Annotated in this window: 17 protein-coding genes; 6 read left to right on the top strand and 11 right to left on the bottom strand. The window is 68.6% G+C overall.

Going from position 1 to position 20634, the window contains the following annotated elements:
- Window positions 1-4: 4 nt before the first annotated feature.
- The 5 genes from ACT53U_RS08795 to chvE form a co-directional block, all read right to left on the bottom strand.
- On the bottom strand, window positions 5-1045 hold the full coding sequence (locus ACT53U_RS08795) for a UDP-glucose--hexose-1-phosphate uridylyltransferase (protein ID WP_476154231.1): 1041 nt from the start codon (window positions 1043-1045) through the stop codon (window positions 5-7).
- The gene (gene galK, locus ACT53U_RS08790) at window positions 1042-2217 is read right to left on the bottom strand and encodes a galactokinase (protein ID WP_476154229.1); all 1176 of its coding nucleotides are present in this window, start codon (window positions 2215-2217) and stop codon (window positions 1042-1044) included. The genes ACT53U_RS08795 and galK overlap by 4 nt, the downstream gene beginning before the upstream one ends.
- A 78-nt stretch (window positions 2218-2295) precedes the next feature.
- Window positions 2296-3507, bottom strand: coding sequence for a multiple monosaccharide ABC transporter permease (mmsB, locus tag ACT53U_RS08785; RefSeq protein ID WP_476154227.1), 1212 nt, complete (start codon window positions 3505-3507; stop codon window positions 2296-2298).
- Window positions 3504-5039 carry a multiple monosaccharide ABC transporter ATP-binding protein gene (mmsA, locus tag ACT53U_RS08780; protein ID WP_476154225.1) on the bottom strand — a complete coding sequence of 512 codons (1536 nt, stop codon included), beginning with the start codon at window positions 5037-5039 and terminating at the stop codon, window positions 3504-3506. The genes mmsB and mmsA overlap by 4 nt, the downstream gene beginning before the upstream one ends.
- A 160-nt stretch (window positions 5040-5199) precedes the next feature.
- Complete coding sequence (gene chvE, locus ACT53U_RS08775; protein WP_476154223.1) at window positions 5200-6267, bottom strand: multiple monosaccharide ABC transporter substrate-binding protein; 1068 nt, start codon at window positions 6265-6267, stop codon at window positions 5200-5202.
- 668 nt (window positions 6268-6935) lie between these two features.
- Between chvE and ACT53U_RS08770 the strand changes: the two genes are divergently transcribed.
- Window positions 6936-7976: a LysR family transcriptional regulator gene (locus tag ACT53U_RS08770; RefSeq protein ID WP_476154221.1), complete on the top strand. Its 1041-nt coding sequence runs from the start codon at window positions 6936-6938 to the stop codon at window positions 7974-7976.
- Here ACT53U_RS08770 and araC read toward each other — a convergent pair.
- Window positions 7886-8917 (bottom strand): arabinose operon transcriptional regulator AraC, encoded by a 1032-nt coding sequence (gene araC / locus ACT53U_RS08765; RefSeq protein WP_476154219.1) that lies wholly within the window; start codon window positions 8915-8917, stop codon window positions 7886-7888. The two genes, ACT53U_RS08770 and araC, sit on opposite strands and share 91 nt — an antisense overlap.
- A gap of 190 nt (window positions 8918-9107) precedes the next feature.
- Between araC and ACT53U_RS08760 the strand changes: the two genes are divergently transcribed.
- Genes ACT53U_RS08760 through ACT53U_RS08750 form a run of 3 tightly spaced genes read left to right on the top strand, consistent with a single transcriptional unit; the run spans window position 9108 to window position 12884 of the window.
- A complete protein-coding gene (locus ACT53U_RS08760) occupies window positions 9108-10733 on the top strand; it encodes a ribulokinase (protein ID WP_476154217.1) in 1626 nt (541 codons plus the stop codon).
- Window positions 10734-10744: 11 nt separating this feature from the next.
- Window positions 10745-11446 carry an L-ribulose-5-phosphate 4-epimerase AraD gene (gene araD / locus ACT53U_RS08755; RefSeq protein ID WP_476154216.1) on the top strand — a complete coding sequence of 234 codons (702 nt, stop codon included), beginning with the start codon at window positions 10745-10747 and terminating at the stop codon, window positions 11444-11446.
- Window positions 11447-11477: 31 nt separating this feature from the next.
- Window positions 11478-12884: an L-fucose/L-arabinose isomerase family protein gene (locus ACT53U_RS08750; RefSeq protein ID WP_476154214.1), complete on the top strand. Its 1407-nt coding sequence runs from the start codon at window positions 11478-11480 to the stop codon at window positions 12882-12884.
- A gap of 354 nt (window positions 12885-13238) precedes the next feature.
- On the opposite strand, the gene tal is transcribed toward ACT53U_RS08750, so the two are convergent.
- Window positions 13239-14195, bottom strand: a complete 957-nt coding sequence (gene tal, locus ACT53U_RS08745; protein WP_476154212.1) for a transaldolase — start codon at window positions 14193-14195, stop codon at window positions 13239-13241.
- Between the two features lie 434 nt (window positions 14196-14629).
- Between tal and ACT53U_RS08740 the strand changes: the two genes are divergently transcribed.
- Complete coding sequence (locus ACT53U_RS08740) at window positions 14630-15457, top strand: Cof-type HAD-IIB family hydrolase (protein ID WP_476154210.1); 828 nt, start codon at window positions 14630-14632, stop codon at window positions 15455-15457.
- Window positions 15458-15460: 3 nt separating this feature from the next.
- On the opposite strand, the gene ACT53U_RS08735 is transcribed toward ACT53U_RS08740, so the two are convergent.
- The 4 genes from ACT53U_RS08735 to ACT53U_RS08720 are packed head-to-tail and all read right to left on the bottom strand — an operon-like array spanning window position 15461 to window position 19467.
- On the bottom strand, window positions 15461-16201 hold the full coding sequence (locus ACT53U_RS08735; protein WP_476154209.1) for an SDR family oxidoreductase: 741 nt from the start codon (window positions 16199-16201) through the stop codon (window positions 15461-15463).
- Between the two features lie 8 nt (window positions 16202-16209).
- Complete coding sequence (locus tag ACT53U_RS08730) at window positions 16210-17544, bottom strand: FAD-binding oxidoreductase (protein WP_476155038.1); 1335 nt, start codon at window positions 17542-17544, stop codon at window positions 16210-16212.
- Window positions 17544-18008 (bottom strand): GtrA family protein, encoded by a 465-nt coding sequence (locus ACT53U_RS08725; protein ID WP_476154208.1) that lies wholly within the window; start codon window positions 18006-18008, stop codon window positions 17544-17546. The genes ACT53U_RS08730 and ACT53U_RS08725 overlap by 1 nt, the downstream gene beginning before the upstream one ends.
- A 10-nt stretch (window positions 18009-18018) precedes the next feature.
- Window positions 18019-19467 carry a UbiA family prenyltransferase gene (locus ACT53U_RS08720; protein WP_476154206.1) on the bottom strand — a complete coding sequence of 483 codons (1449 nt, stop codon included), beginning with the start codon at window positions 19465-19467 and terminating at the stop codon, window positions 18019-18021.
- 189 nt (window positions 19468-19656) lie between these two features.
- On the opposite strand from ACT53U_RS08720, the gene ACT53U_RS08715 reads away from it, so the two are divergent.
- A complete protein-coding gene (locus ACT53U_RS08715) occupies window positions 19657-20544 on the top strand; it encodes a cation diffusion facilitator family transporter (RefSeq protein ID WP_476154204.1) in 888 nt (295 codons plus the stop codon).
- The last annotated feature ends 90 nt before the right edge of the window (window positions 20545-20634 follow it).

Raw genomic sequence — 20634 nt, 5'->3', positions numbered from 1 at the left:
CCCCTCAGAGGGACCCGAGGAAATGCTCCGCCGGCAGCGCCCGCAGGCGTTCGGCGGCGGCTTCCGCGGTGATGTCGCGCTGGGGCGAGCCGAGCATCTCGAAGCCGACCATGAACTTCTTCACCGTCGCCGAGCGCAGCAGCGGCGGGTAGAAATGGGCATGCATCACCCATTCCGGATGATCCCGCCCGTCGAGCGGCTTCTGGTGGAAGCCCATCGAATAGGGGAAGGAGGTCAGGAAGAGATTGTCGTAGCGCACGGTGATCGCCCGCAAGGCGTCCGCGAGTGCCTCGGCATCGCCCGGCTCGAAGTCGTCGAAGCCGGCGATCGGCCGGCGCGGCAGGACCATGGTCTCGAAGGGCCAGACCGCCCAGAACGGCACCAGCACGACGAAGCGATCGTTCTCGTGGACGATGCGGGTGCCCTCGGCGAGTTCGCGCGCGAGATAGTCCGAGAGCAGCGGCCGACCGCGTTCGGCGAACCACGCCCGCTGGCGCTCGTCCTCCTTGGCCGGCTCGTTGGGCAGATGCCGGCTCGCCCATATCTGGCCGTGGGGATGCGGGTTGGAACAGCCCATCACCGCGCCGCGGTTCTCGAAGATCTGCACCGAGGCGATGTCGTCGCGGGCGCCGAGTTCGGCGACCTGGGCCTGCCAGGTCTCGACCACGCGGGTGATGTCGGCGACCGACATGCGCGCCAGCGTCACGTCGTGGCGCGGCGAGAAACAGACGACGCGGCAGAGGCCGCTCTCGGGCTCGGCGATCAGGAGATCGTCGCTCGAGGCGGGGCCGGCCGCGGTGTCGGGCAGCAGCGCGGCGAAGTCGTTGTCGAAGACGAAGGTGCCGTCGTAGGCCGGATTGGCGACGCCGCCGGCCCGCGTGTTGCCGGGGCAGAGGTAGCAGGTCGGGTCGTGGGCCGGCATGGCGTCGACCGCCACCGCCTCCATCTGGCCCTGCCACGGCCGCTGGGTGCGATGGGGCGAGACCAGGACCCAGTCGCCGGTCAGCGGATTGAAGCGGCGATGCGGCGCGTCGGGCTTGGTCACGCGAGGCCTCCCTCGAGGATCTCGCCGGCACCGGCGCCCGGCGCGCAGGCGAAGACGTCGCAAGTGATGCCGGTCGCCGCGCGATAGGCCGTCTTCAGCGTCGCGGCGAAGGCCTCGACCGCTTCCACAGCGACCAGCGACACGGTGCAGCCGCCGAAGCCGCCGCCGGTCATGCGGGCGCCGTGGACGCCGGGAAGGGCACGGGCGAGATCGACCATCACGTCGACCTCGGCGCAGGAGATCTCGAAGTCGTCGCGCATCGAGACGTGCGAGGCATCCATCAACGCGCCGAAGCGGGCGACGTTGCCGGCCTTGGCGGCGGCCTCGGCCGCGAGCACGCGGTCGTTCTCGGTGACGATGTGGCGGCAGCGGCGGTAGGTCTCGTCGTCGAAGAGGCCACGGTGCGCCTCGAGCTCGGCGATCGTCACGTCGCGCAGCGCCGTGACCGGATGGCCGAGGACGGGGGCGAGCAGGCGCACGCCGGCCTCGCAGGAGGCGCGGCGGGCGTTGTATTCGCCGCCGCCGGCGAGCACGTGATGGACCATCGAGTTGGCGATGACGATGCGGCTCGCGGAATCGATCGCGACGGGCCGCGCCTCGAGGCTGCGGCAATCGATGAGGAGCGCGTGACCGGCGACGCCGCAGCTCGCGGCATATTGGTCCATGATGCCGCAACGCATGCCGACGTGCTCGTTCTCGGCCTTCTGACCGATCTTCGCTGCCTCGATCTTGCCGATCTCCAGGCCCGAGACGGCGGCGAGCGCGCGGACGGTCGCGACCTCCAACGCGGCGGAGGACGAAAGCCCCGAACCGATCGGCACGGTCGAGGTCAGCGTCAGGTCGCAGCCGGTCAGCCGATGGCCGGCCTCCTCCAGCATGCGAGCGACGCCGAAGACGTAGTCCGACCAGTCGCGACGCGGGCGGATCGGGCCGGCGTCGAGATCGAGCGTCGCGGTCTCGCCGTTGAGGCGCGAATGGACGACGATGGTGCGATCGGCGCGCGGGGCGACGGCGACGGCGGTCGCGTGCTCCAGCGCCGCCGGCATGACGAAGCCGTCGTTGTAGTCGGTGTGCTCGCCGATCAGGTTGACCCGGCCGGGGGCGCGGAAGACGCGCGGGGGGCGGCCGAAACGGGCGGCGAAGTCGGCGGCGATCTCGCCGAAGACGATCATGGGCGGTCTCCCGGCGGAAGAACCCCGCGCGGGATGGTCCGCGCGGGGTGTGACAGGGGCTGGCCGAGGCGGGAGGCCTCAGCGCTTGACCTTGTTGTAGACGTCGAAGAACACGGCGGCGAGGAGCACGAGGCCCTTGATGACCTGCTGCCAGTCGATGCCGATGCCGAGGATCGACATGCCGTTGTTCATCACGCCCATGATGAAGGCGCCGATCACCGCGCCCGTCACCTTGCCGACGCCGCCGGTCGCCGAGGCGCCGCCGATGAAGCAGGCCGCGATGACGTCGAGCTCGAAGGAGACGCCGCCCTTCGGCGTCGCGGTGTTGAGGCGCGCGGCGAAGACGAGACCGGCGAGGCCCGCCAGCATGCCCATGTTGACGAAGGTGTAGAAGGTCAGCCTGCGGGTATCGATGCCCGACAGGCGCGCCGCCTTCTCGTTGCCGCCGAGCGCGTAGATGCGGCGACCGATCGTCGTGTGCTGGGTGACGAAGGCATAGAAGACGATCAGCACGAACATCACGATGAGGACGTTCGGCAGACCCTTGTAGGTCGACATCTGCCAGCCGATGGCGATCAGCGCGGCGGCGAGCGCCGCCTGCTTGGCCCAGAACACCACGCCCGGTTCGACCTCGACGCCGAAGTGCCGGCGCTTGGCGCGGTCACGGATGGCGTTGAAGACGAGGATCGCCGCGGTCGCCACCGCCAGCACGATCGTCAGGACATGGAGGCCCGGCACGCTGAAGACGTCCGGGATGAAGCCCGACGACAGGCGCTGGAAGGCGACCGGGAAGGGGCCGACCGACTGACCGGCGAGCAGCGCCAGACACAGACCGCGGAACACCAGCATGCCCGCCAGCGTCACGATGAAGGACGGGATGTGCATGTAGGCGACGAACCAGCCCTGCGCCGCGCCGATCAGCGCGCCGGCGGCGAGGCTGACGATGGTGGTCGTCACCGGATCGAAGCCCCAGGTCACCATCATGGTGGCGGCGAGGGCGCCGATGAAGCCGACGACCGAGCCGACCGACAGGTCGATGTGGCCGGCGACGATCACCAGCAGCATGCCCAGCGCCATGATGATGACGTAGGAATTCTGCAGCACCAGGTTGGTGAGGTTCAGCGGCTGGAACAGCGTGCCGTTGGTCATCCACTGGAAGAAGACCATGATGAACACGAGCGACATCAGGATGCCGTACTCACGCATGTTCCTCGAGATGAAGGTCAGGAGCGAGGTGCCCTCGGGGGCATGATGGGGCTCCTGCGGGCGGTCGAGGGTTTCGGTGCTCATCGGGCCAACTCCCGGGACGACATGATCGCCCTCATGATCTTTTCTTGTGAAGCGTCTCGGGCCGGCATCTCGGCCACCACCGCGCCCTCGTCCATGACGTAGATGCGATCGGCGACGCCGAGCAGTTCCGGCATCTCCGAAGAGATGAGCAGAACACCACGGCCTTCGGCAACCAGCTTGTTGATGATGCCGTAGATCTCGTACTTGGCGCCGACGTCGATGCCGCGGGTCGGCTCGTCGAGGATGAGGATCTGCGGATCGGCGAAGAGCCACTTGGCGAGCACCACCTTCTGCTGGTTGCCGCCCGACAGGTCGAGCGTCTCCTGGAAGATGTTGCGGCAGCGGATGCGCATCGACTTGCGATAGTCCTCGGCGACGCCGATCGAGGCCACCGCATCGAGGACGCCGCGGCTCGACACACCCTTCATGTTGGCCATGACGGTGTTCTCGCGGATGTCCTGCCCCAGCACCAGACCGTAGGTCTTGCGGTCCTCGGTGGCATAGGCGATGCCGGCTTCGACGGCGCGGCGCACCGACGAGACGTCGATCTCGCGGCCGTCGAGCCTGGCCTTGCCCTTGACCCAACGGCCGTAGGAACGGCCGAACAGGCTCATGGCGAACTCGGTGCGCCCGGCGCCCATCAGGCCGGCGATGCCGACCACCTCGCCCTTGCGGACCTCGATCGACACCGACTTGGAGATCCGCCGGTTCGGGATGATCGGATCGTCGACGGTCCAGTCGGAGACCTCGAGCAGGACCTCGCCGACGTGCGAGGTGCGCTTGGGATAGCGGTCGGTGATCTCGCGCCCGACCATGCCGCGGATGATGCGGTCCTCGTCGGCGCGGCCGCCGGAGCAGTCGAGTGTCTCCACCGTGGTGCCGTCGCGCAGGATGGTGATGCGGTCGGCGACGCGGGAGACCTCGTTGAGCTTGTGGCTGATCAGGATCGAGGCGATGCCCTGTTGCTTGAACTCGAGCAGGAGGTCGAGCAGCGCGTCGGAATCGGCCTCGTTGAGGCTCGCCGTCGGCTCGTCGAGGATGAGGAGGCGGACCTCCTTCGACAGCGCCTTGGCGATCTCGACCAGCTGCTGCTTGCCGACACCGAGGTCGCCGACGATGCGCGAGGCATGTTCGCGCAGGCCCACTTTCTTCAGCAGTTCGGTGGTACGGCGGGCGGCCTCGAAATGGTCGACGATGCCGAAACGCCCGGGCTCGGCGCCGAGGAAGATGTTCTCGGCGATCGAGAGGAGCGGCACCAGCGCCAGTTCCTGATGGATGATGATGATGCCGACCTTCTCGCTGTCGGCGATCGAGTCGAAACGGCGGACCTCGCCTTCGTAGACGATGTCGCCCTCGTAGGTGCCGTGAGGATAGACCCCCGACAGGACCTTCATGAGGGTCGACTTGCCGGCGCCGTTCTCACCGACCAGAGCATGGATCTCGCCCGGCATCACCTCGAGATTGACGTCGGAGAGCGCCTTCACGCCCGGAAACGTCTTGGTGATGTGGCGCATCTCGAGAATGGGGGTCATCGGCGACCTCCTCGTCGAAACCCGGGACCGACGGTGCCGGCGGGGGCGTTGCTCGCCCTCTCGTCCCGGCACCTTCGGGACGAACGCCCCGCCTTCGACGAGCGCGGCGGCGGCGGAAGACCGGCCGGGGGCTGGCCCCGGCCGGTCGATCGGGAGCCGATCACTTGATCTGGCTTTCCTTGTAGTAGCCGCTGTCGACCAGGATCTGCTTCCAGTTGGTCGCATCGACGCTGACCGGCTTCAGCAGATAGGAGGGAACCACCTTCTTGCCGTTGTCGTAGGTCTTGGTGTCGTTGATCTGCGGCTGGGCGCCACCGAGCACGGCATCGACCATCGAGACGGTGACCTTGGCGAGTTCGCGCGTGTCCTTGAACACCGTCGAACGCTGCTCACCGGCGAGGATCGACTTCATCGACTGCACTTCGGCATCCTGACCGGTCACGACCGGAAGAGGCATGTCCTTGGTGCCGTAGCCGACGCCCTTGAGCGACGACAGGATGCCGATCGACAGGCCGTCATAGGGCGACAGGACCGCATCGACGCGCTTCTTGGTGTAGAAGGCGGAGAGCAGGTTGTCCATGCGGGCCTGGGCGACGGCGCCGTCCCAACGCAGGGTCGAGACCTTGTCCATGCCCATCTGGCCGGACTGCACGACGAGCTTCTTGGAGTCGATGTAGGGCTTCAGCACCGACATCGCGCCGTTGTAGAAGAAGTAGGCGTTGTTGTCGTCCGGCGAACCGCCGAACAGCTCGATGTTGAACGGACCCTTGCCTTCCTTGAGGCCGAGCGCCTGTTCGATGTAGCCGCCCTGGATGACGCCCACCTGGAAGTTGTCGAAGGTCGCGTAGTAGTCGACGTCCGGCGAGTTCCGGATGAGGCGGTCGTAGGCGATGATCTTGACGCCCTTCTCGTGCGCCTTGTGCAGAGCGTCGGTCAGGGTCGTGCCGTCGATGGCGGCGATGACGAGGACGTTGACGCCCTTGGTCACCATGTTCTCGATCTGAGCGAGCTGGTTGGGGATGTCGTCGTCGGCGTACTGGAGATCGGCCTTGTAGCCCTTGGCCTCCAGATACTTGACCATGTTGTTGCCGTCGTCGATCCAACGGGCCGAGGACTTGGTCGGCATGGACACGCCGACGTACTTGTCGGCCGCGGAAGCGCCAAAGGCGGCGAGGCCCATGGCCGCGGCAACGGCGGTGCCGATCACGTATTTCGCGAGCTTTTGCATCGCGTCGTCTCCCTGACTGCGGTGCCTTCGACCGGGTCCGTCTGTCGCGTCGTTCCGGGTCTCGTTGCGGGTGAGCGCCCGTGAAGGCGATGACCCAGACCGTTGCGCACGCGCCGGTTCCGGCGAGACGTTCTTGCTTGCAGGCCGAACCTCAATCCGATTGCCAATACAGTCAAGTTCCATGTTCCATAAAATCCATATCGAAAACGATATGCCTCAGAGATCGGTACGAAACATTACAACGTAATGACGTCATATAACAACGTATCTACACCTCATCGCTCGCGATCGGATCGTGATTCTTTCGTTTCTTTTTTGTTTATCGAATGCACACGATCCACATACACACAAAATATCGAAATAAGACGATCCAATCATATGCGCTTCATCGGACATTCTACGCTTCAAGCAAGCCATTATATGCGAACTTTGCATGGAACATCATGCGAACGAAAGATATCGTCTCCTGCATTTTGTCGAGCGGTAGCGCGTTCCCGACGAAGCCCTTGCGGTTTTGACATGTAACCGTGATCGTGCCATTCGATATGCGGGAGTATTGGACCCGGTCGAAACTGCGCCACCCATGTCATATGCGGCATCGGTCGGCGCCGACAAGGCCGACGCGGGGGACGGATCGCGCGGCGACGCGTGGATCGGAGGTTCGGGTCATGACCGACGTGAACGGGATCGACAGGGCGATCGTCGGACGCAGGGCGACGCGCGGACCTTCGCTCGAACAGCTCGTGACGATGCGGCTGAAGCTGCGCCATCTGCGCCTGATCGTCGCCCTCGACGACCACCGCAAGCTCAATCGCGCGGCGCAGGAGATGGGTCTGTCCCAGCCCGCCGCCTCCAAGATGCTCTCCGAGATCGAGAAGACCGTCGGCGTGCCGCTGTTCGAGCGCCGCCCGCGCGGCATCGAGCCGACCCGCTACGGCGAGGCGCTGGTCAGGCGCACCCGTGCCATGCTCGCCGAACTCGGCCATGCCGGCGAGGAGATCGAGGCGCTGCGCTCCGAGACCGGCGGCGCAGCCTCGGTCGGGGCGCTGATGGCGCCGGCGGCGGAGTTCCTCGCCGAGGCCGTCGGCGTGGCGCGGCGGCGGCTGGCCCGTCTCCAGGTTTCCGTCGACGTCGACACGTCGGACACGCTGATCGCCCGCCTGCTCGCCGCCAAGCTCGACTTCGCCATCGCCCGCATTCCCGAGGGCGTCGACCCGGGGCCGTTCGAATACGAGGAGATCGGTCGGGAGAGCGTCGAACTGCTGGTGCGCCGCGGCCATCCGCTGGCCGGGGCGGGCACCGTCGCGCCGGCGGATCTCGCCGAACGCGAATGGGTTCTGCCGCCGCGCGGGTCGCTGGTCCGGCGCTCGATCGAAGCGCTGTTGCGGCGCCATGGCCTGCCGCCGGCCGACCGGGTGTTGAACTCCGGTTCGGTGCTGATGTCGCTGGTGATGGCGGGCCGCACCGACGCGATCGCGCCGCTCGCCGCGCCCGTCGCCGAACTCTTCGCCCGTTCCGGCGATCTCGTCCGCCTCGAACTCGCCGAGCCGCTGACGGTCGAGCCCTACGGCCTGATCTCGGTGCGCGGCCGGCCGATGTCGCCGGCGGCGCGCATTCTCTACGACGTCGTGCGCGGGCGCGAATACGTGCCCTCGGCGATCGGCGCGACGGTGCGCACCGCCGGGACGGTCCATTCGCCCCGTTCGTGACGCCGGCCGTGCTCGCCGCGGAAGGCGCGCGGGCTGCAGCCGGTGTAGCGGCGGAAGACCCGGCTGAAATAGAGCGGATCCTCGAATCCGACCTGAGCGGCGATCTGCTTGACCGGGCTCGGCGAGACCAGCAGCAGCTGGCAGGCGAACTGGATCATCTGCTCTTCCCGCCACTTCAGGATCGAGCGCCCGAGCGTCTGGGTGAAGAGATGGGCGAGGCGCGACGGCGACAGGCAGACCTTCTGCGCGATCTCGGCGACGCTGAGCGGGCGATGCAGATTGTCGGTGATGAACTTGCAGGCCATCAGCAGCCGTTCGTCGAAGCGGTTGGCCGGCGCTTCGGCGCGATCGTTGCGGGCGATCAGCAGGATGATCCTCTCGAGATCGTTCATCGCCAGTTCCATCGACAACAGGTCGTTGTTGACGGACCAGGCGGCGACCTCGGCGAAGAGGCGGTCGAGTTCGGCGAGGCGGCGAGGCTCGGAGCCGCGCTGGAGGAAGAGGGGGCCGCGCACCTCCTTCCAGGAAAGCCATGTCGTCCATGACGCGCGCGGCTGGAAATAGATCCAGCGGTGCCACCACGCGTCGGCATCGGCGGCGCGATTGTAGTCGTGGATCGCACCCGGCGGGAACAGCACGAGATCGCCGGTTTCGACGCGGAAATGGCTGGTTCCGTCGAAGACCTCGCCGGCGCCGCGCACCGTCAGGTTGACGATCCAGCCGCGCATGCCGTCGTCGCGGACGATGGGGAAGTCGAGCGGACCGTCGCGTTCGATCGGCGTGATGCCGGCGACCAGACGGGTGTCGAAGCGATAGCCCGGAAACAGCGGCGCCATCTGCGGATCGACGCTGCCGTCGCCGGCCGCGCGCAGCAGGGAGAGGCGTCGAATGATGCTGTCGACTTCCGCGGAAGTGGACGAGGACGTAGCAGAATCATCCATGTAAAAAGCCGTATCAGCCCTGTGGGTCCCATGCTGGCGCCACTATAATCCATGCTACCAACTCGAACAACAACAACGGCCATAAACGGCCGCTGCGGGAGGATGCGACGACGGGCCGACGGCTTGCCCCGGCCGAACGGTCGACGGTCGATCGCGCTCTCCCGCCGACCGGGAGATCGGTCTCATGTCCATGTCGAATCCTCGTCGCGTCGTCGGTCTCGACTTCGGCTCCGACAGCGTCCGTGCCGTCCTCTTCTCGGCCGACGACGGCTCGGAACTGGGTCGCTCGGTCGTCGCCTATCCGCGCTGGGAGACCGGTGCGTGGTGCGACCCCGTCACAAGCCGTTACCGCCAGCATCCGCTCGACCATCTCGAGGCGATGACCGAGGCCGTGCGCGGCCTGTTCCGCGCCGCGCCGGAGGAAGCCTCGCGCGTCGTCGGCATCGGCGTCGACACCACCGGCTCGAGCCCGCTGCCGCTCGCCGCCGACGGCCGGGCACTTGGGCTCCATCCCGAGTTCGCCGACAATCCCAACGCGCTCTGCGTGCTGTGGAAGGACCACACCGCGATCGCCGAGGCCGAGGAGATCAACACCCTCTGCCATTCCGGCGCGATCACCGACTACACCCGCTACGTCGGCGGCATCTACTCGTCGGAATGGTTCTGGGCGAAGATCCTCCACGTCCATCGCGCCGATCCGGAAGTGGCCAAAGCTGCCGCGACCTGGGTCGAGTTCTGCGACTGGATCCCGGCGGTGCTCGCCGGCGTCACCGACCACACCAAGATCGTGCGCGGCCGCTGCGCCGCCGGTCACAAGGCGCTGTGGCATCCGAGCTGGGGCGGCCTGCCGGGTCGCGAGTTCCTGGAGAAGCTCGATCCGCTGCTGCTGTCCCTGCCCTATCCGCTGTTCGAGAACCCGCTTCCCGCCGACGCGGAAGCCGGCCGGCTGTCGGCCGAATGGGCCGAGCGGCTGGGCCTGACGGCGGGCATCGCCGTCGCGGTCGGCGCCTTCGACTGCCACATGGGCGCGGTCGGTGCCGGCGTCGAGCCCTACGATCTCGCCCGCGTCATGGGCACCTCGACCTGCGACATCCTCGTCGCCCCGCCCGGCGAGGTCGGCAACATCCTGGTCGACGGCATCTGCGGCCAGGTGCCCGACAGCGTGCTGCCGGGGCTCACCGGCTTCGAGGCGGGACAGTCGTCCTTCGGCGACGTCTTCGCCTGGTTCAAGCGCCTGCTCACCTGGGGCGACGACGATCCGGCGCGTGCCGCGCATCTCCTGGCCTCGCTCGAGAAGGCGGCGGCCGAACTGCCGCCCGGCGGATCGGGCGAGATCGCCCTCGACTGGTTCAACGGCCGGCGCACGCCGGACGCCGACCAGCGGGTCAAGGCGATCCTCGGCGGCCTGCATCTCGGCTCCTCGGCGCCGGCGGTCTATCGCGCGCTGGTCGAGGCGGTCGCCTTCGGCACCCGCGCCATCGTCGATCGCTTCGAGAGCCGCGGCATCGAGGTTCGTCGCATCGTCGCCCTCGGCGGCATTCCGCAGAAGTCGCCGCTGGTCGTCCAGACCTGCGCCGACGTGCTGAACCGGCCGATCTCGGTGGTCGCCTCCGAGGAATGCTGCGCCCGTGGCGCCGCGGTCTTCGCCGCCACCGCCGCCGGCTGCCACGGCTCGGCGGAAGCCGCCAAGCAGGCGATGAAGAGCGGCATCCTGCGCGACTACACGCCGAACCCGGAGGCGGTCGCCGCCTACGCCCGGCTCTACGAGCGGCGCGAGCGCTTCGCCCGCTTCGGCGAAACCGACATCCGGTCCTGAGGAGGCCAACCGTGCTCGAAGAGCTGAAGAAGGCCGTCTGCGAGGCCAATCTCGAACTGGATCGACGCGGAATCGTCGTCCACACCTGGGGCAACGTCTCCGGCATCGACCGGGCGCGCGGCCTGGTGGCGATCAAGCCGTCGGGCGTCTCCTACGACGAGCTGACGCCCGACAAGATCGTCATCGTCGATCTCGACGGCAATCGCGTCGAGGGTGATCTCAATCCGTCGACCGACACCCGCACCCATCTGGTGCTCTATCGGGCCTTCCCGACGATCGCCGGCGTCGCCCACACCCATTCGGCCAACGCGGTCGCCTGGGCACAGGCGCGGCGCGAGATCCCGTGCTTCGGCACGACCCATGCCGACTACTGCCACGGTTCGGTGCCGCTGACCGCGGCGCTGACGCCGGACGAGGTGGCGCGCGACTACGAGGGCGAGACCGGCCATGCCATCGTCCGCCGCCTCGGCAACGACGATCCGCTCGCCCGGCCGATGGCGCTCGTCGCCGGCCACGGGCCGTTCACCTGGGGCAAGAGCCCGAAGGACGCGGTGCTCAACGCCGTCTTCCTCGAGGAGATCGCCCGCATCGCCACGGCGACGGTGACCATCGATCCCGCCGCCCGCCCGGTCGAAGAATACGTCTCCGACTATCACTACCAGCGAAAACACGGCCCCGGCGCCTGGTACGGCCAGGGCAAGAAGGGTTCGTGATCCCCCATCCGCCAGCACGAGGAAACACGCGATGTCTCTCGACGTGGTCACCCGCAAGCCGAAGATCGGCCTGCTCGGCATCATGCAGGAACTCTACGACAAGATGCTGCCCGGCATCACCGAGCGGCAGGAGGCCTATGGCCGTGACGTCGCCGGCCGGCTCTCGGACGTCGCCGACGTCGTCTTCCCCGGCGCCGTGCGCTGCCGCGACGACATCGAACGCACCATGGCGGGCTTCGCCGCCGAGGGCGTCGACGGTGTCCTGATCGTCATGCTGACCTACGGGCCGGGCCTGCGGCTGGTCAACGCCTTCCGCGACTGCTCGCTGCCGCTGATGCTCGCCAACATCCAGCCCGAGCCGCAGGTGACGACCGCCTGGGACATGGGCGACCTGACCTACAATCAGGGCGTCCACGGCGCGCAGGACACGGCCAACACGCTGATCCGCCTCGGCAAGAAGTTCACCGTCTTCTCCGGCGACTGGAAGAGCGACGCCTTCGTCGCGGCGGTCGAGACCTTCGCGGTCGCCGCCCACACCGTCACCGCGATGAAGCAGGCGAAGGTCGCCGTCTTCGGCCGCATGCCGGGCATGGGCGACATCCTGACCGACCCGCACACCTTCATGCGCAAGCTCGGTCCGCAGATCGACCACATCGGCATGGGCTCGATCGTCTGGCACATGAACCAGACCACCCAGGCCGAAGTGGACGCCGTGCTCGACTTCTGCAAGGCCAACTTCGAGATGGATCCGCGCCTGAAGCCGGCCCAGCTCGAGGAGGCCGCGAAGATCCAGATCGGCATCACCAAGCTGCTCGAGGCCGGCGGCTACGACGCCTTCTCGCTCTACTTCAACGAGATCGGCTTCGACGGGCGCTTCAGCCAGATCCACATGATGGCGGCGTCGAACCTGATGGCGGCCGGCTACGGCTATTCCGCCGAAGGCGACACCAACTGCGCCTCGCTGATGGTGGCGGCGCGGTCGATCGCGCCCGATCCGCACTTCACCGAGATGTACGCCATGGACTTCGAGCGCGACGCCGCGCTGCAGAGCCACATGGGCGAGGGCAACTGGAAGGTCGCGCGCAAGGACCGCAAGCCGAAGCTGATCGATCGCCCGCTCGGCATCGGCGGCCTCGACAACCCGCCGACCGTGCTCTTCATGGCCGAGCCGGGTCCGGCGACGCTGGTCAGCCTGCTCGATCCGGGCGAGGGCAAGTATCGCCTCGTCGTCGCCCAGGGCACGATCCTCGACACCGAGGAACTGCCGACGGTCGAGATGCCCTACTTCTTCTTCAAGCCCGACACCGGCGTCGCCGAGTGCCTGAACGGCTGGCTGAGGAACGGCGGTACCCACCATCAGGTCCTGCACCTGGGCGACGTGCGTCCGCGCTGGAAGGCGTGGTGCGACCTCGCCGGCGTGGAATACGTCGAGGTCTGAGCGGGAGCGGCGGCGCTGCGCCGAGGGTCGGCCTCCTGTCCCCTCCTGCGCGCGCCGTCCGTCGACCGGCGGGCGAGACCGAAAGGTCTCGCCCGTTTTTTTGTGTCTGCAGCGTTCGGACGCGGGTGCGCGATGCTTCGAGACGGCGCGCGGACCGCGCGCCTCCTCAGCATGAGGCGTATGTATTCGTATCGACTATGAAAAGCGCCTCATGCTGAGGAGGGCGTCGAAGACGCCCGTCTCGAAGCATCGCGCACCGAGCCGAATCCACCGACGCGAATCGACGGTACCATTCGGACGGACGAGCGCCGCCGAGCCCCTCGCGAGACCCGGCAGCGCAAAGAAGACACCCGCTCAGAGCGCCGCGGCGATCGTGCCGAGATGGGCGACGAGCTTCTCGGTGTCGGCGTGGAAGAGGCGCAGGCCTTCGGCGAGCTTCTCGTTGGCCATCGGGTCGGTGGCGAGCGCCCAGCGGAACGACGCCTCGTCGACGGCGATGCGCGCGACGTCCGACTTCGCCGCCTCGGCCGCATCGAGGCGACGCGGCACCTCGCCTTCGGCCGCCGAGAGCTCGGCGAGCAGGGCCGGCGACACCGTCAGGCGGTCGCAACCGGCCAGCGCCTCGACCTCGCCGGCCGAGCGGAAGCTCGCGCCCATGACGACGGTCGAATAGCCGAACTTCTTGAAATAGCTCCAGATGCGGCGGACCGACAGGACGCCCGGATCGTTCTCCGGCGCGAAGGTCCGGCCCTCGGCCTTGACGTACCAGTCGAGGATGCGGCCGACGAAGGGCGAGATCAGGAAGGCGCCGGCCTCGGCGGCGGCGACGGCCTGGGGCAGACCGAAGACCAGCGTGACGTTGGTCTGAATGCCGCGCTTCTCCAGGATCTCGGCGGCGCGGATGCCTTCCCAGGTGGCGGCGAGCTTGATCAGGATGCGGCCGCGCGGCACGCCGGCGGCCTCGTAGAGGGCGATCAGACGCTCGGCGGCGGCGACGGAGGCCGTCGTGTCGAAGGAGAGGCGCGCAGGCACCTCGGTCGAGACGCGGCCGGGGACGATCGCGGAGAGTTCGCGGCCGATGGCGACGGTCAGATACTCGACGGCGCGCTCGAGCGGCGCATCGCCGCCCTCGGCGACGGCACGGGCGACGGCGTCGCGCACCAGTTCGGCATTGGTCGGCAGCAGAGCCGCCTTGAGCACCAGCGAGGGATTGGTGGTGCAGTCTTGCGGCGCGTGGGCGCGGATCGCCTCGACGTCGCCGCTGTCGGCGACGATGACGGTGGAACGGCGCAGGGATTCGAGCTTGGTCACGGGTCTTGCTCTTCTCTTCGGGTTCTTCTTCTTGTCGGGCTCGCATCGCCGCCGGCGACGCGGGAACCGTGCGTGGCCCTCGCCACGGCCGGTTCGACCCTTCGGCGAGAGCATAACCACGAAAACGGAAAGGACACCCCTCCCGATGATGTCCGAGTTTCGTGCAATTTCTTTCGCGACGCTATCCGGAGAACCCCTCCCACGGGTTCGACGATCGGTACTTTGTCGCATATCCACTCGGAATCATTCGAAGGCATGGCCGGACGATAAATCAGAAATTTCTTGCAGTCACGCTGCGATTCCTGCTTTTCCATGGACCATCCTGCTGATCGCCCCGCGCGGGCGAGCCTCGCGTCGGGACGTCTCGACGCCGGCCGCACGACATGCGACTTTCGTCCAATGGGGCGCCGACGATTGGGGAAGGACGAGACTTCATGACGGGTAAGACGATCAGGTTGGTGGCGCTCGATCTCGACGGCACCTCGCTCGACGGCACCGGACAGTTCCGCGACAGCACGCGTGAAGCCGTGGCACGGGCGCGCGCGGCGGGCGTCGAGGTGGTGGTGGTGACCGGCCGCCATCACGTGCTGACGCGGCCGCTCCATGCCGAACTCGGGCTCGACAATCCGGCGATCTGCTGCAACGGCACCTATGTCTGGGACTTCGCCGAGGGCCGGCCGGTGGTCGGCGAGCCGATGGCCAAGGATCAGGCGCGGCGGATGGTGGCACTGTGCCGTCGCCACGGCGTCCACATGCTGGTCTATCTGCGCGACGCCATGACCTACGAGGTGGCGACGCCGCATCTCGACGGGCTCTCGGCCTGGGCCTCCAGCTTCCCCGAGCCGATCCGGCCGCGGCTCGAGCAGATCCCCGACTTCGAGGCGGCGATCACCGCGGCGCCGCTCGTCTGGAAGGTCGTCGTCTCGTCCGAGGACCCGACGCAGCTCGCCGCGTGGCGCGCCGAGGCCGGGACCTTCGACGGCTTCAACATCGAGGCGTCGTGGATCGACCGCTACGACGTGATGGTGTCGGGCGCCTCCAAGGGGCCGCGGCTGATCGAATGGGCCGCCGCCAAGGGCATCGCCGCCGACGAGATCCTCGCCTTCGGCGACAATCTCAACGACGTGACGATGATCTCGGCCGTCGGCCACGGCGTCGCCATGGGCAATGCCGCGCCGGGCCTGAAGGCCGTCGCCGACGAGATCATCGGCGACAACGACGGCGACGACATCGCCGCGGTGATGAGGCGGATGATCGCCTGAAGCTCAGAGCTTCGTGCGCTTGAAGATCGGCTCGGGCAGGGCGCGGATGATGGTCATCACCCAGCGCCAGACGCCCTTGACCCAGACGACGTCGCGCTTCTTCTCGACCGCCGCGAGGATCGCCGCCCCGACCATGTCGGGCTCGGCGGTCAGTGCGCCGGGCAACTCCAGATGCGCCGTCATCTTGGTGCGCACGAATCCGGGCTGGACCGAGACGACGTGGACGCCCGCCTTGAAGCAGCGGTTGCGGAGCCCGGAGAGGAAGGCGGTGAAGCCCGCCTTCGCCGCGCCGTAGACGTAGTTCGAGGCGCGCCCCCGCTCGCCGGCGACCGAGGACACGCCGACGATCGTGCCCGAGCCGCGCGCGATCATGCGCTCGGCGAAGAGGCCGAGGATCAGCGCCGGGCCTTCGAAATTCGTCCGCAGCACCAGGCTCGCGTGGTCGAGATCGGTCTCGGCGCGGCGCTGGTCGCCGAGCAGACCGACGGTCGAGACGACGGCGTCGGGCAGGGACGCGAGGGCGTCGACGAAGCCGGCGAAGGATCCGGTGTCGAGCGCGTCGAAGCGAAGCGTCGCAATCTCCGTTCCGGTCCGCGTGGCGACGTCGGCGGCGTCGCGGGCGAGCGCCTGGGCATCGCGAGCGGCGAGCGTCACGCGCCAGCCGGCGCGGGCGAAGGCGATCGCCGCGGCGCGGCCGATGTCGGAGGTGCCGCCGAGGATCAGGACGGATTGCGGTTCGGTCATGGCGGGTCTCACAGGCCGAGGCGGAGGGATTGGCGCGACGCGACGCGGCCGGTCGGGTCGAGGCTGCGCCGGAGCGCGCGGAAACGATCGACGGCCGCGCCATAGCCGGCCTCGAAGGTGGCGCGCGACTGGCGGGCGTCCTTGGCGAGATAGAGCCGGCCACCGGCCTTCACCACGATCGCGTCCAGCTCCTCGAGGAAATCGAGGAGGCCGGGCGTCACGGGGAAGTCGAGCGCCAGCGTCCAGCCTTCGAGCGGGAAGGAGAGCAGACCGTTCGCCCGGCCGAGCTTCTTCAGCACGGCGAGGAAGGAGGCGTCGCCGCGCGCCGCGATGCGGTCGAGCATCTCGGCTAGGGCGGCAGGGCCGGTCGCCGTCGGCAGCACGCACTGGTGCTGGACGAAGCCGCGGCGGCCGTAGATGCGGTTCCAGTCTCCGACGCCGTCGAGCGGGAAGAAATAGGGGCCGGCCGCCACGGTGAAGGGCGCCCCCGCCTTGCGGGCGCCGAGGCGGAAATAGGCCTCGTTGAAGGCGGCGACGCTCCAATGCGCCAAGGCGAAGCCGGGCGCGTCGATCGGCACGGCGAGACGCGGGCCCGGGATCGGCGGGAAGGGGTTGCGCGCCGCCGAGGCGTCGAGATCGGCGCGGGTCGCGTGCTCGCCGAGGAAGACGAGCGAGCGGCCGAGCGCCGCGCCGCGGGCGACGCAGTCGATCCAGGCGACCGAATAGGTCGTGGCGTCGGCGGCATCCAGCGCGGCGATCGCGGCGGCGAGATCCTTCGCCACCACCGTCGTCTGGCGAATCCAGCCGGTCTCGACGCGGCGCAGGCGGATCGTCGCCTCGAGGATGGTGCCGGTCAGCCCCATGCCGCCGATGGTCGCGGCGAAGAGCTCGGCGTTCTCCTCGCGCGAACAGGTCAGGACGTCGCCGCCGGCCGTCGCCAACACCAGCGAGACGAGGTGATCGCCGAAGCCGCCGTCGCGGTGATGGTTCTTGCCGTGGACGTCGGCGGCAATCGCCCCGCCGATGGTGACGAGGCGGGTGCCGGGCACCACGGCGGGAAAGAAGCCGCGTGGGCCGAAGGCGTCGACGACGTCGGCGAGCAGGACGCCGGCCTCGAGCGTCAGCAGCCCGGTCGCGGCATCGAAGGCGATCATGCGGTCGAGACCGCGGGTCGAGAGCGTCGCCCGGGCGCCGATCGCGGCATCGCCGTAGGCGCGACCGTTGCCGCGCGCCACCACGCCCTCGGTCGCGGCAAAGGCGGCGCGGGCATCCTCGCGGCGGGCGGGGGCGAGCCATTCGCTCTCCACCATCGGCCAGCGGCCCCAACCGGCGAGGCGGCGCATCATGACGACCTCCCGAAGACCCAATGCTTGTCCATCAGGTACTTGATCCAGTTGCCCAGCGCGAGGCCGACGGCGGCGCCGACGTATTTCGCCTCGACGGTCCGCCACAGATGCCAGGCGCCGAGTTCGATCGCCCAGAAGAGCAGGGTCGTGCCGACGCCGAAGAGACCGTAGACGGTGATCTTGCGCAGCTCGGCGGCGTGGCTCTCCCAAGCGTCGAAGAAGATGAAGCGCTTCTCGAGCAGGTATTTGACGAAGAAGCCGGTGCCGGTGCCGGCGAGGACCGAGACCATCAGCGGCCAGGCAGGACCGATCCGGACCGTCGCCTCCTGGGCGCCGAGATTGGCGAGGCCGGCGATCACGGCGAAGAGCACGTAGCGGACGAAGACGGCGTGGGCGGCGAGGAAGGGGCGGGTCGCCGCCTCTCCGGCTTCGATCGTCTCGCGCTCGGTCGCTTCGCTCATGTCCGCCACCTCACACCACTGCCACGGCGACGATCGCGCCGGCGAGCGCGAAGGCGAAGAGGCTGTTGCGATCCTTCAGGGCGAAGAGGATCGGGTCGTCGGCCATCTCGCGGCGATGGGCGAGCATCAGGGCGCGGCCGAGCCAATACACCAGGATCGGGCAGACGAGCCAGAGCAGCGCGGGTTGGCGATAGAGCCGATGCGCCGTCTCGGAAGAGACCCAGAGGGCGAACACCGTGACGGCATTGAAGGCGGCGGCGGCGGCGAGCGCCGAGACGACGGGCAGATCGGCCTTGCGCCAGTCGCGGTTCTCCGGGTCCGGCAGGTCGCCGTCGATGCGGGCGGCGAGTTCGACATAGCGCTTGATCAGGGCGAGCGATGTGAAGACGAACATCGAGAAACCGAGCAGCCATTCCGACACCGGCACGCCGATCGCCACCGCGCCGCCGATGACGCGGAAGGTGTAGAGCCCGGCGAGCACCAGCACATCGACCAGCATCTTGCGCTTGAGCCAGAAGGAATAGGCCGTGGTCGCCGCCAGATAGATCGCGACGACGCCGGAAAAGAACGGCGAGACCGCCAACCCCGTCAGGAGCGCCGCGACGACGAGCAGGGCCGCGACCGGCGGCGCGGCGAGGATCGGCACGCGGCCGGCGGCGAGCGGCCGGCGCTTCTTGGTCGGATGCTCGCGATCGGCGGCGAGGTCGACGAGGTCGTTGACGACATAGACGGCGGAGGCGGCGAGCGAGAAGGCGACGAAGGCGAGAACCGCCTCGGCGAGCGCCGCGGCGGCGAACTTCTGCGCCGTGATCAACGGCAGGAAGACCAGCGTGTTCTTCACCCACTGGTGCGGCCGGAAGAGGTCGATCCAGGCCTTCGCCCGGCCGGGCAGCGGCGGCACGATCGTCACGTCGGGGCGCGTCGCGGCGAGGCGGGCGCGGGTCCGGCGCGACGGCTCGACGGCGATGCCGCGGCGACAGACCGCCCAGACCGGCAGGTCGACCGCACCGTCGCCGACATAGTCGAAGCCCTTCTCGCCGAAGGTCTCGACCAGCCGGCGCGCCTTGGCCTCACCGGTCAGGTTGACCCTGTCGTCGGAGGCGAGCCAGCCGTCGAGGCCGAGATGGGCGGCGACCGCGGCGACGTGACGCTCGTTCGAACCGGAGGCGAGCCAGACCGGCCGGCCGGCGTCGCGCGCCGCCTCGATCATCGCCAGCACGCGGACGTCCCAGGGCAGACGCGTCGGATCGACCGGGGTGGCGGCGGCGATCGTCGCCTTCAACGCCGCCTTGCCGCGACGGGCGGCGGCGATCAGGCCACCGACGCCGAACGGATGGGCGGCGACGTGGGCGATCGCGGCCTCGACCAGGAGATCGGAGGCGACGAGCGTGCCGTCGAGATCGAGGACCAGCGGGATCGGCCCGGTGGCCGTCACGGGGTCTTCGACTGGGTCGCTCATGCGGATCTCCGGGAAACGATGCGGCGGGCCGCGATGCGGGCGCCGCAGCCGATTCGTGATCCTAACACCGGCTCCGACGGGAGACACCTCGACGCGGTGACGCCCACCGAAGGACGACTGTCGCGCGCACGGCGTTCGTGACAATGTGGCGCCGCCGGCGCGACCCGGGCCGGTCGACGGAGCCACCCCATGACCACCACCCACCGTATCGCCATCGGCAGCATCGTCGTCGGCGTCTTGGTGCTCGCACTGAAGCTCGTCGCCTGGGCGGTCACGGGGTCGGTGGCGCTGCTCTCCGACGGTCTCGAGAGCATCGTCAACGTCGCCACCGCGATCGCCGCTCTGGTGGCGATCCGCATCGCCGCGCGGCCCGCCGACGCCCGCCACCCCTACGGCCACCACAAGGCCGAGTTCTTCTCCGCCGCGCTCGAAGGGGCGATGATCGTCGTCGCCGCCGTCCTGATCTTCCGCGAGGCCTGGGCCGGGATCCTGGCGCCGCGCGCCATCGACGCGCCGTTCGAAGGTCTGGCGATCAACGGTCTGGCGAGCGTGATCAACGCGGCCTGGTGTCGGGTGCTGATCGTGCGCGGTCGACGACTTCGCTCGCCGGCGCTGGTGGCCGACGGACACCACCTCCTCTCCGACGTCGTCTCCTCGGTCGGCGTGGCGGCCGGCGTCGGACTGGCTGTCGTGACCGGCTGGATGATCCTCGATCCGCTGCTCGCCGCCGCGGTGGCGGTCAACATCCTGTGGGCGGGCTGGAAGGTGATGCGCGATTCGCTCTCCGGCCTGATGGACGAGGCGGTCGGCAGCGACATCCTGGCGAAGATCTCCGAGATCATCGCCGCCGAGGCGACCGGCGCGCTCGAGGCCCATGCCCTGCGCACGCGCCATGCCGGCCGCGCCGTCTTCGTCGACTTCCATCTGGTGGTGCCGGGCGACATGGCGGTGCGCGAGGCGCACGCCATCTGCGACCGCATCGAGGCGGCGCTGGCGGCGGCGATCGAAGACGCGATCGTCACCATCCACCTCGAGCCGGAGGGCGAGGCCGAACACCGCGGCGTCCTTGTCCTATGACAAGCGGCGGCGCCACGGCGCCTCGTCACTCCGTCGTACGTAGATCAACCCCGATTGACTCTCCCCGGCTGAAATGTCGTCTGTGACGTG

The sequence above is a fragment of the Pinisolibacter sp. DMC19 genome (assembly GCF_056313985.1).
This window is presented reverse-complemented; position numbering and strand designations above follow the sequence as displayed.

Coding starts and splice junctions, on each gene's coding strand:
- mmsB (WP_476154227.1), bottom strand. CDS start 3,507: ATGAGCACCGAAACCCTCGACCGCCCGCAGGAGCCCCATCATGCCCCC.
- ACT53U_RS08725 (WP_476154208.1), bottom strand. CDS start 18,008: ATGAGCGAAGCGACCGAGCGCGAGACGATCGAAGCCGGAGAGGCGGCG.
- mmsA (WP_476154225.1), bottom strand. CDS start 5,039: ATGACCCCCATTCTCGAGATGCGCCACATCACCAAGACGTTTCCGGGC.
- chvE (WP_476154223.1), bottom strand. CDS start 6,267: ATGCAAAAGCTCGCGAAATACGTGATCGGCACCGCCGTTGCCGCGGCC.
- ACT53U_RS08735 (WP_476154209.1), bottom strand. CDS start 16,201: ATGACCGAACCGCAATCCGTCCTGATCCTCGGCGGCACCTCCGACATC.
- ACT53U_RS08715 (WP_476154204.1), top strand. CDS start 19,657: ATGACCACCACCCACCGTATCGCCATCGGCAGCATCGTCGTCGGCGTC.
- galK (WP_476154229.1), bottom strand. CDS start 2,217: ATGATCGTCTTCGGCGAGATCGCCGCCGACTTCGCCGCCCGTTTCGGC.
- ACT53U_RS08730 (WP_476155038.1), bottom strand. CDS start 17,544: ATGCGCCGCCTCGCCGGTTGGGGCCGCTGGCCGATGGTGGAGAGCGAA.
- ACT53U_RS08770 (WP_476154221.1), top strand. CDS start 6,936: ATGACCGACGTGAACGGGATCGACAGGGCGATCGTCGGACGCAGGGCG.
- ACT53U_RS08760 (WP_476154217.1), top strand. CDS start 9,108: ATGTCGAATCCTCGTCGCGTCGTCGGTCTCGACTTCGGCTCCGACAGC.
- ACT53U_RS08740 (WP_476154210.1), top strand. CDS start 14,630: ATGACGGGTAAGACGATCAGGTTGGTGGCGCTCGATCTCGACGGCACC.
- ACT53U_RS08750 (WP_476154214.1), top strand. CDS start 11,478: ATGTCTCTCGACGTGGTCACCCGCAAGCCGAAGATCGGCCTGCTCGGC.
- ACT53U_RS08720 (WP_476154206.1), bottom strand. CDS start 19,467: ATGAGCGACCCAGTCGAAGACCCCGTGACGGCCACCGGGCCGATCCCG.
- araC (WP_476154219.1), bottom strand. CDS start 8,917: ATGGATGATTCTGCTACGTCCTCGTCCACTTCCGCGGAAGTCGACAGC.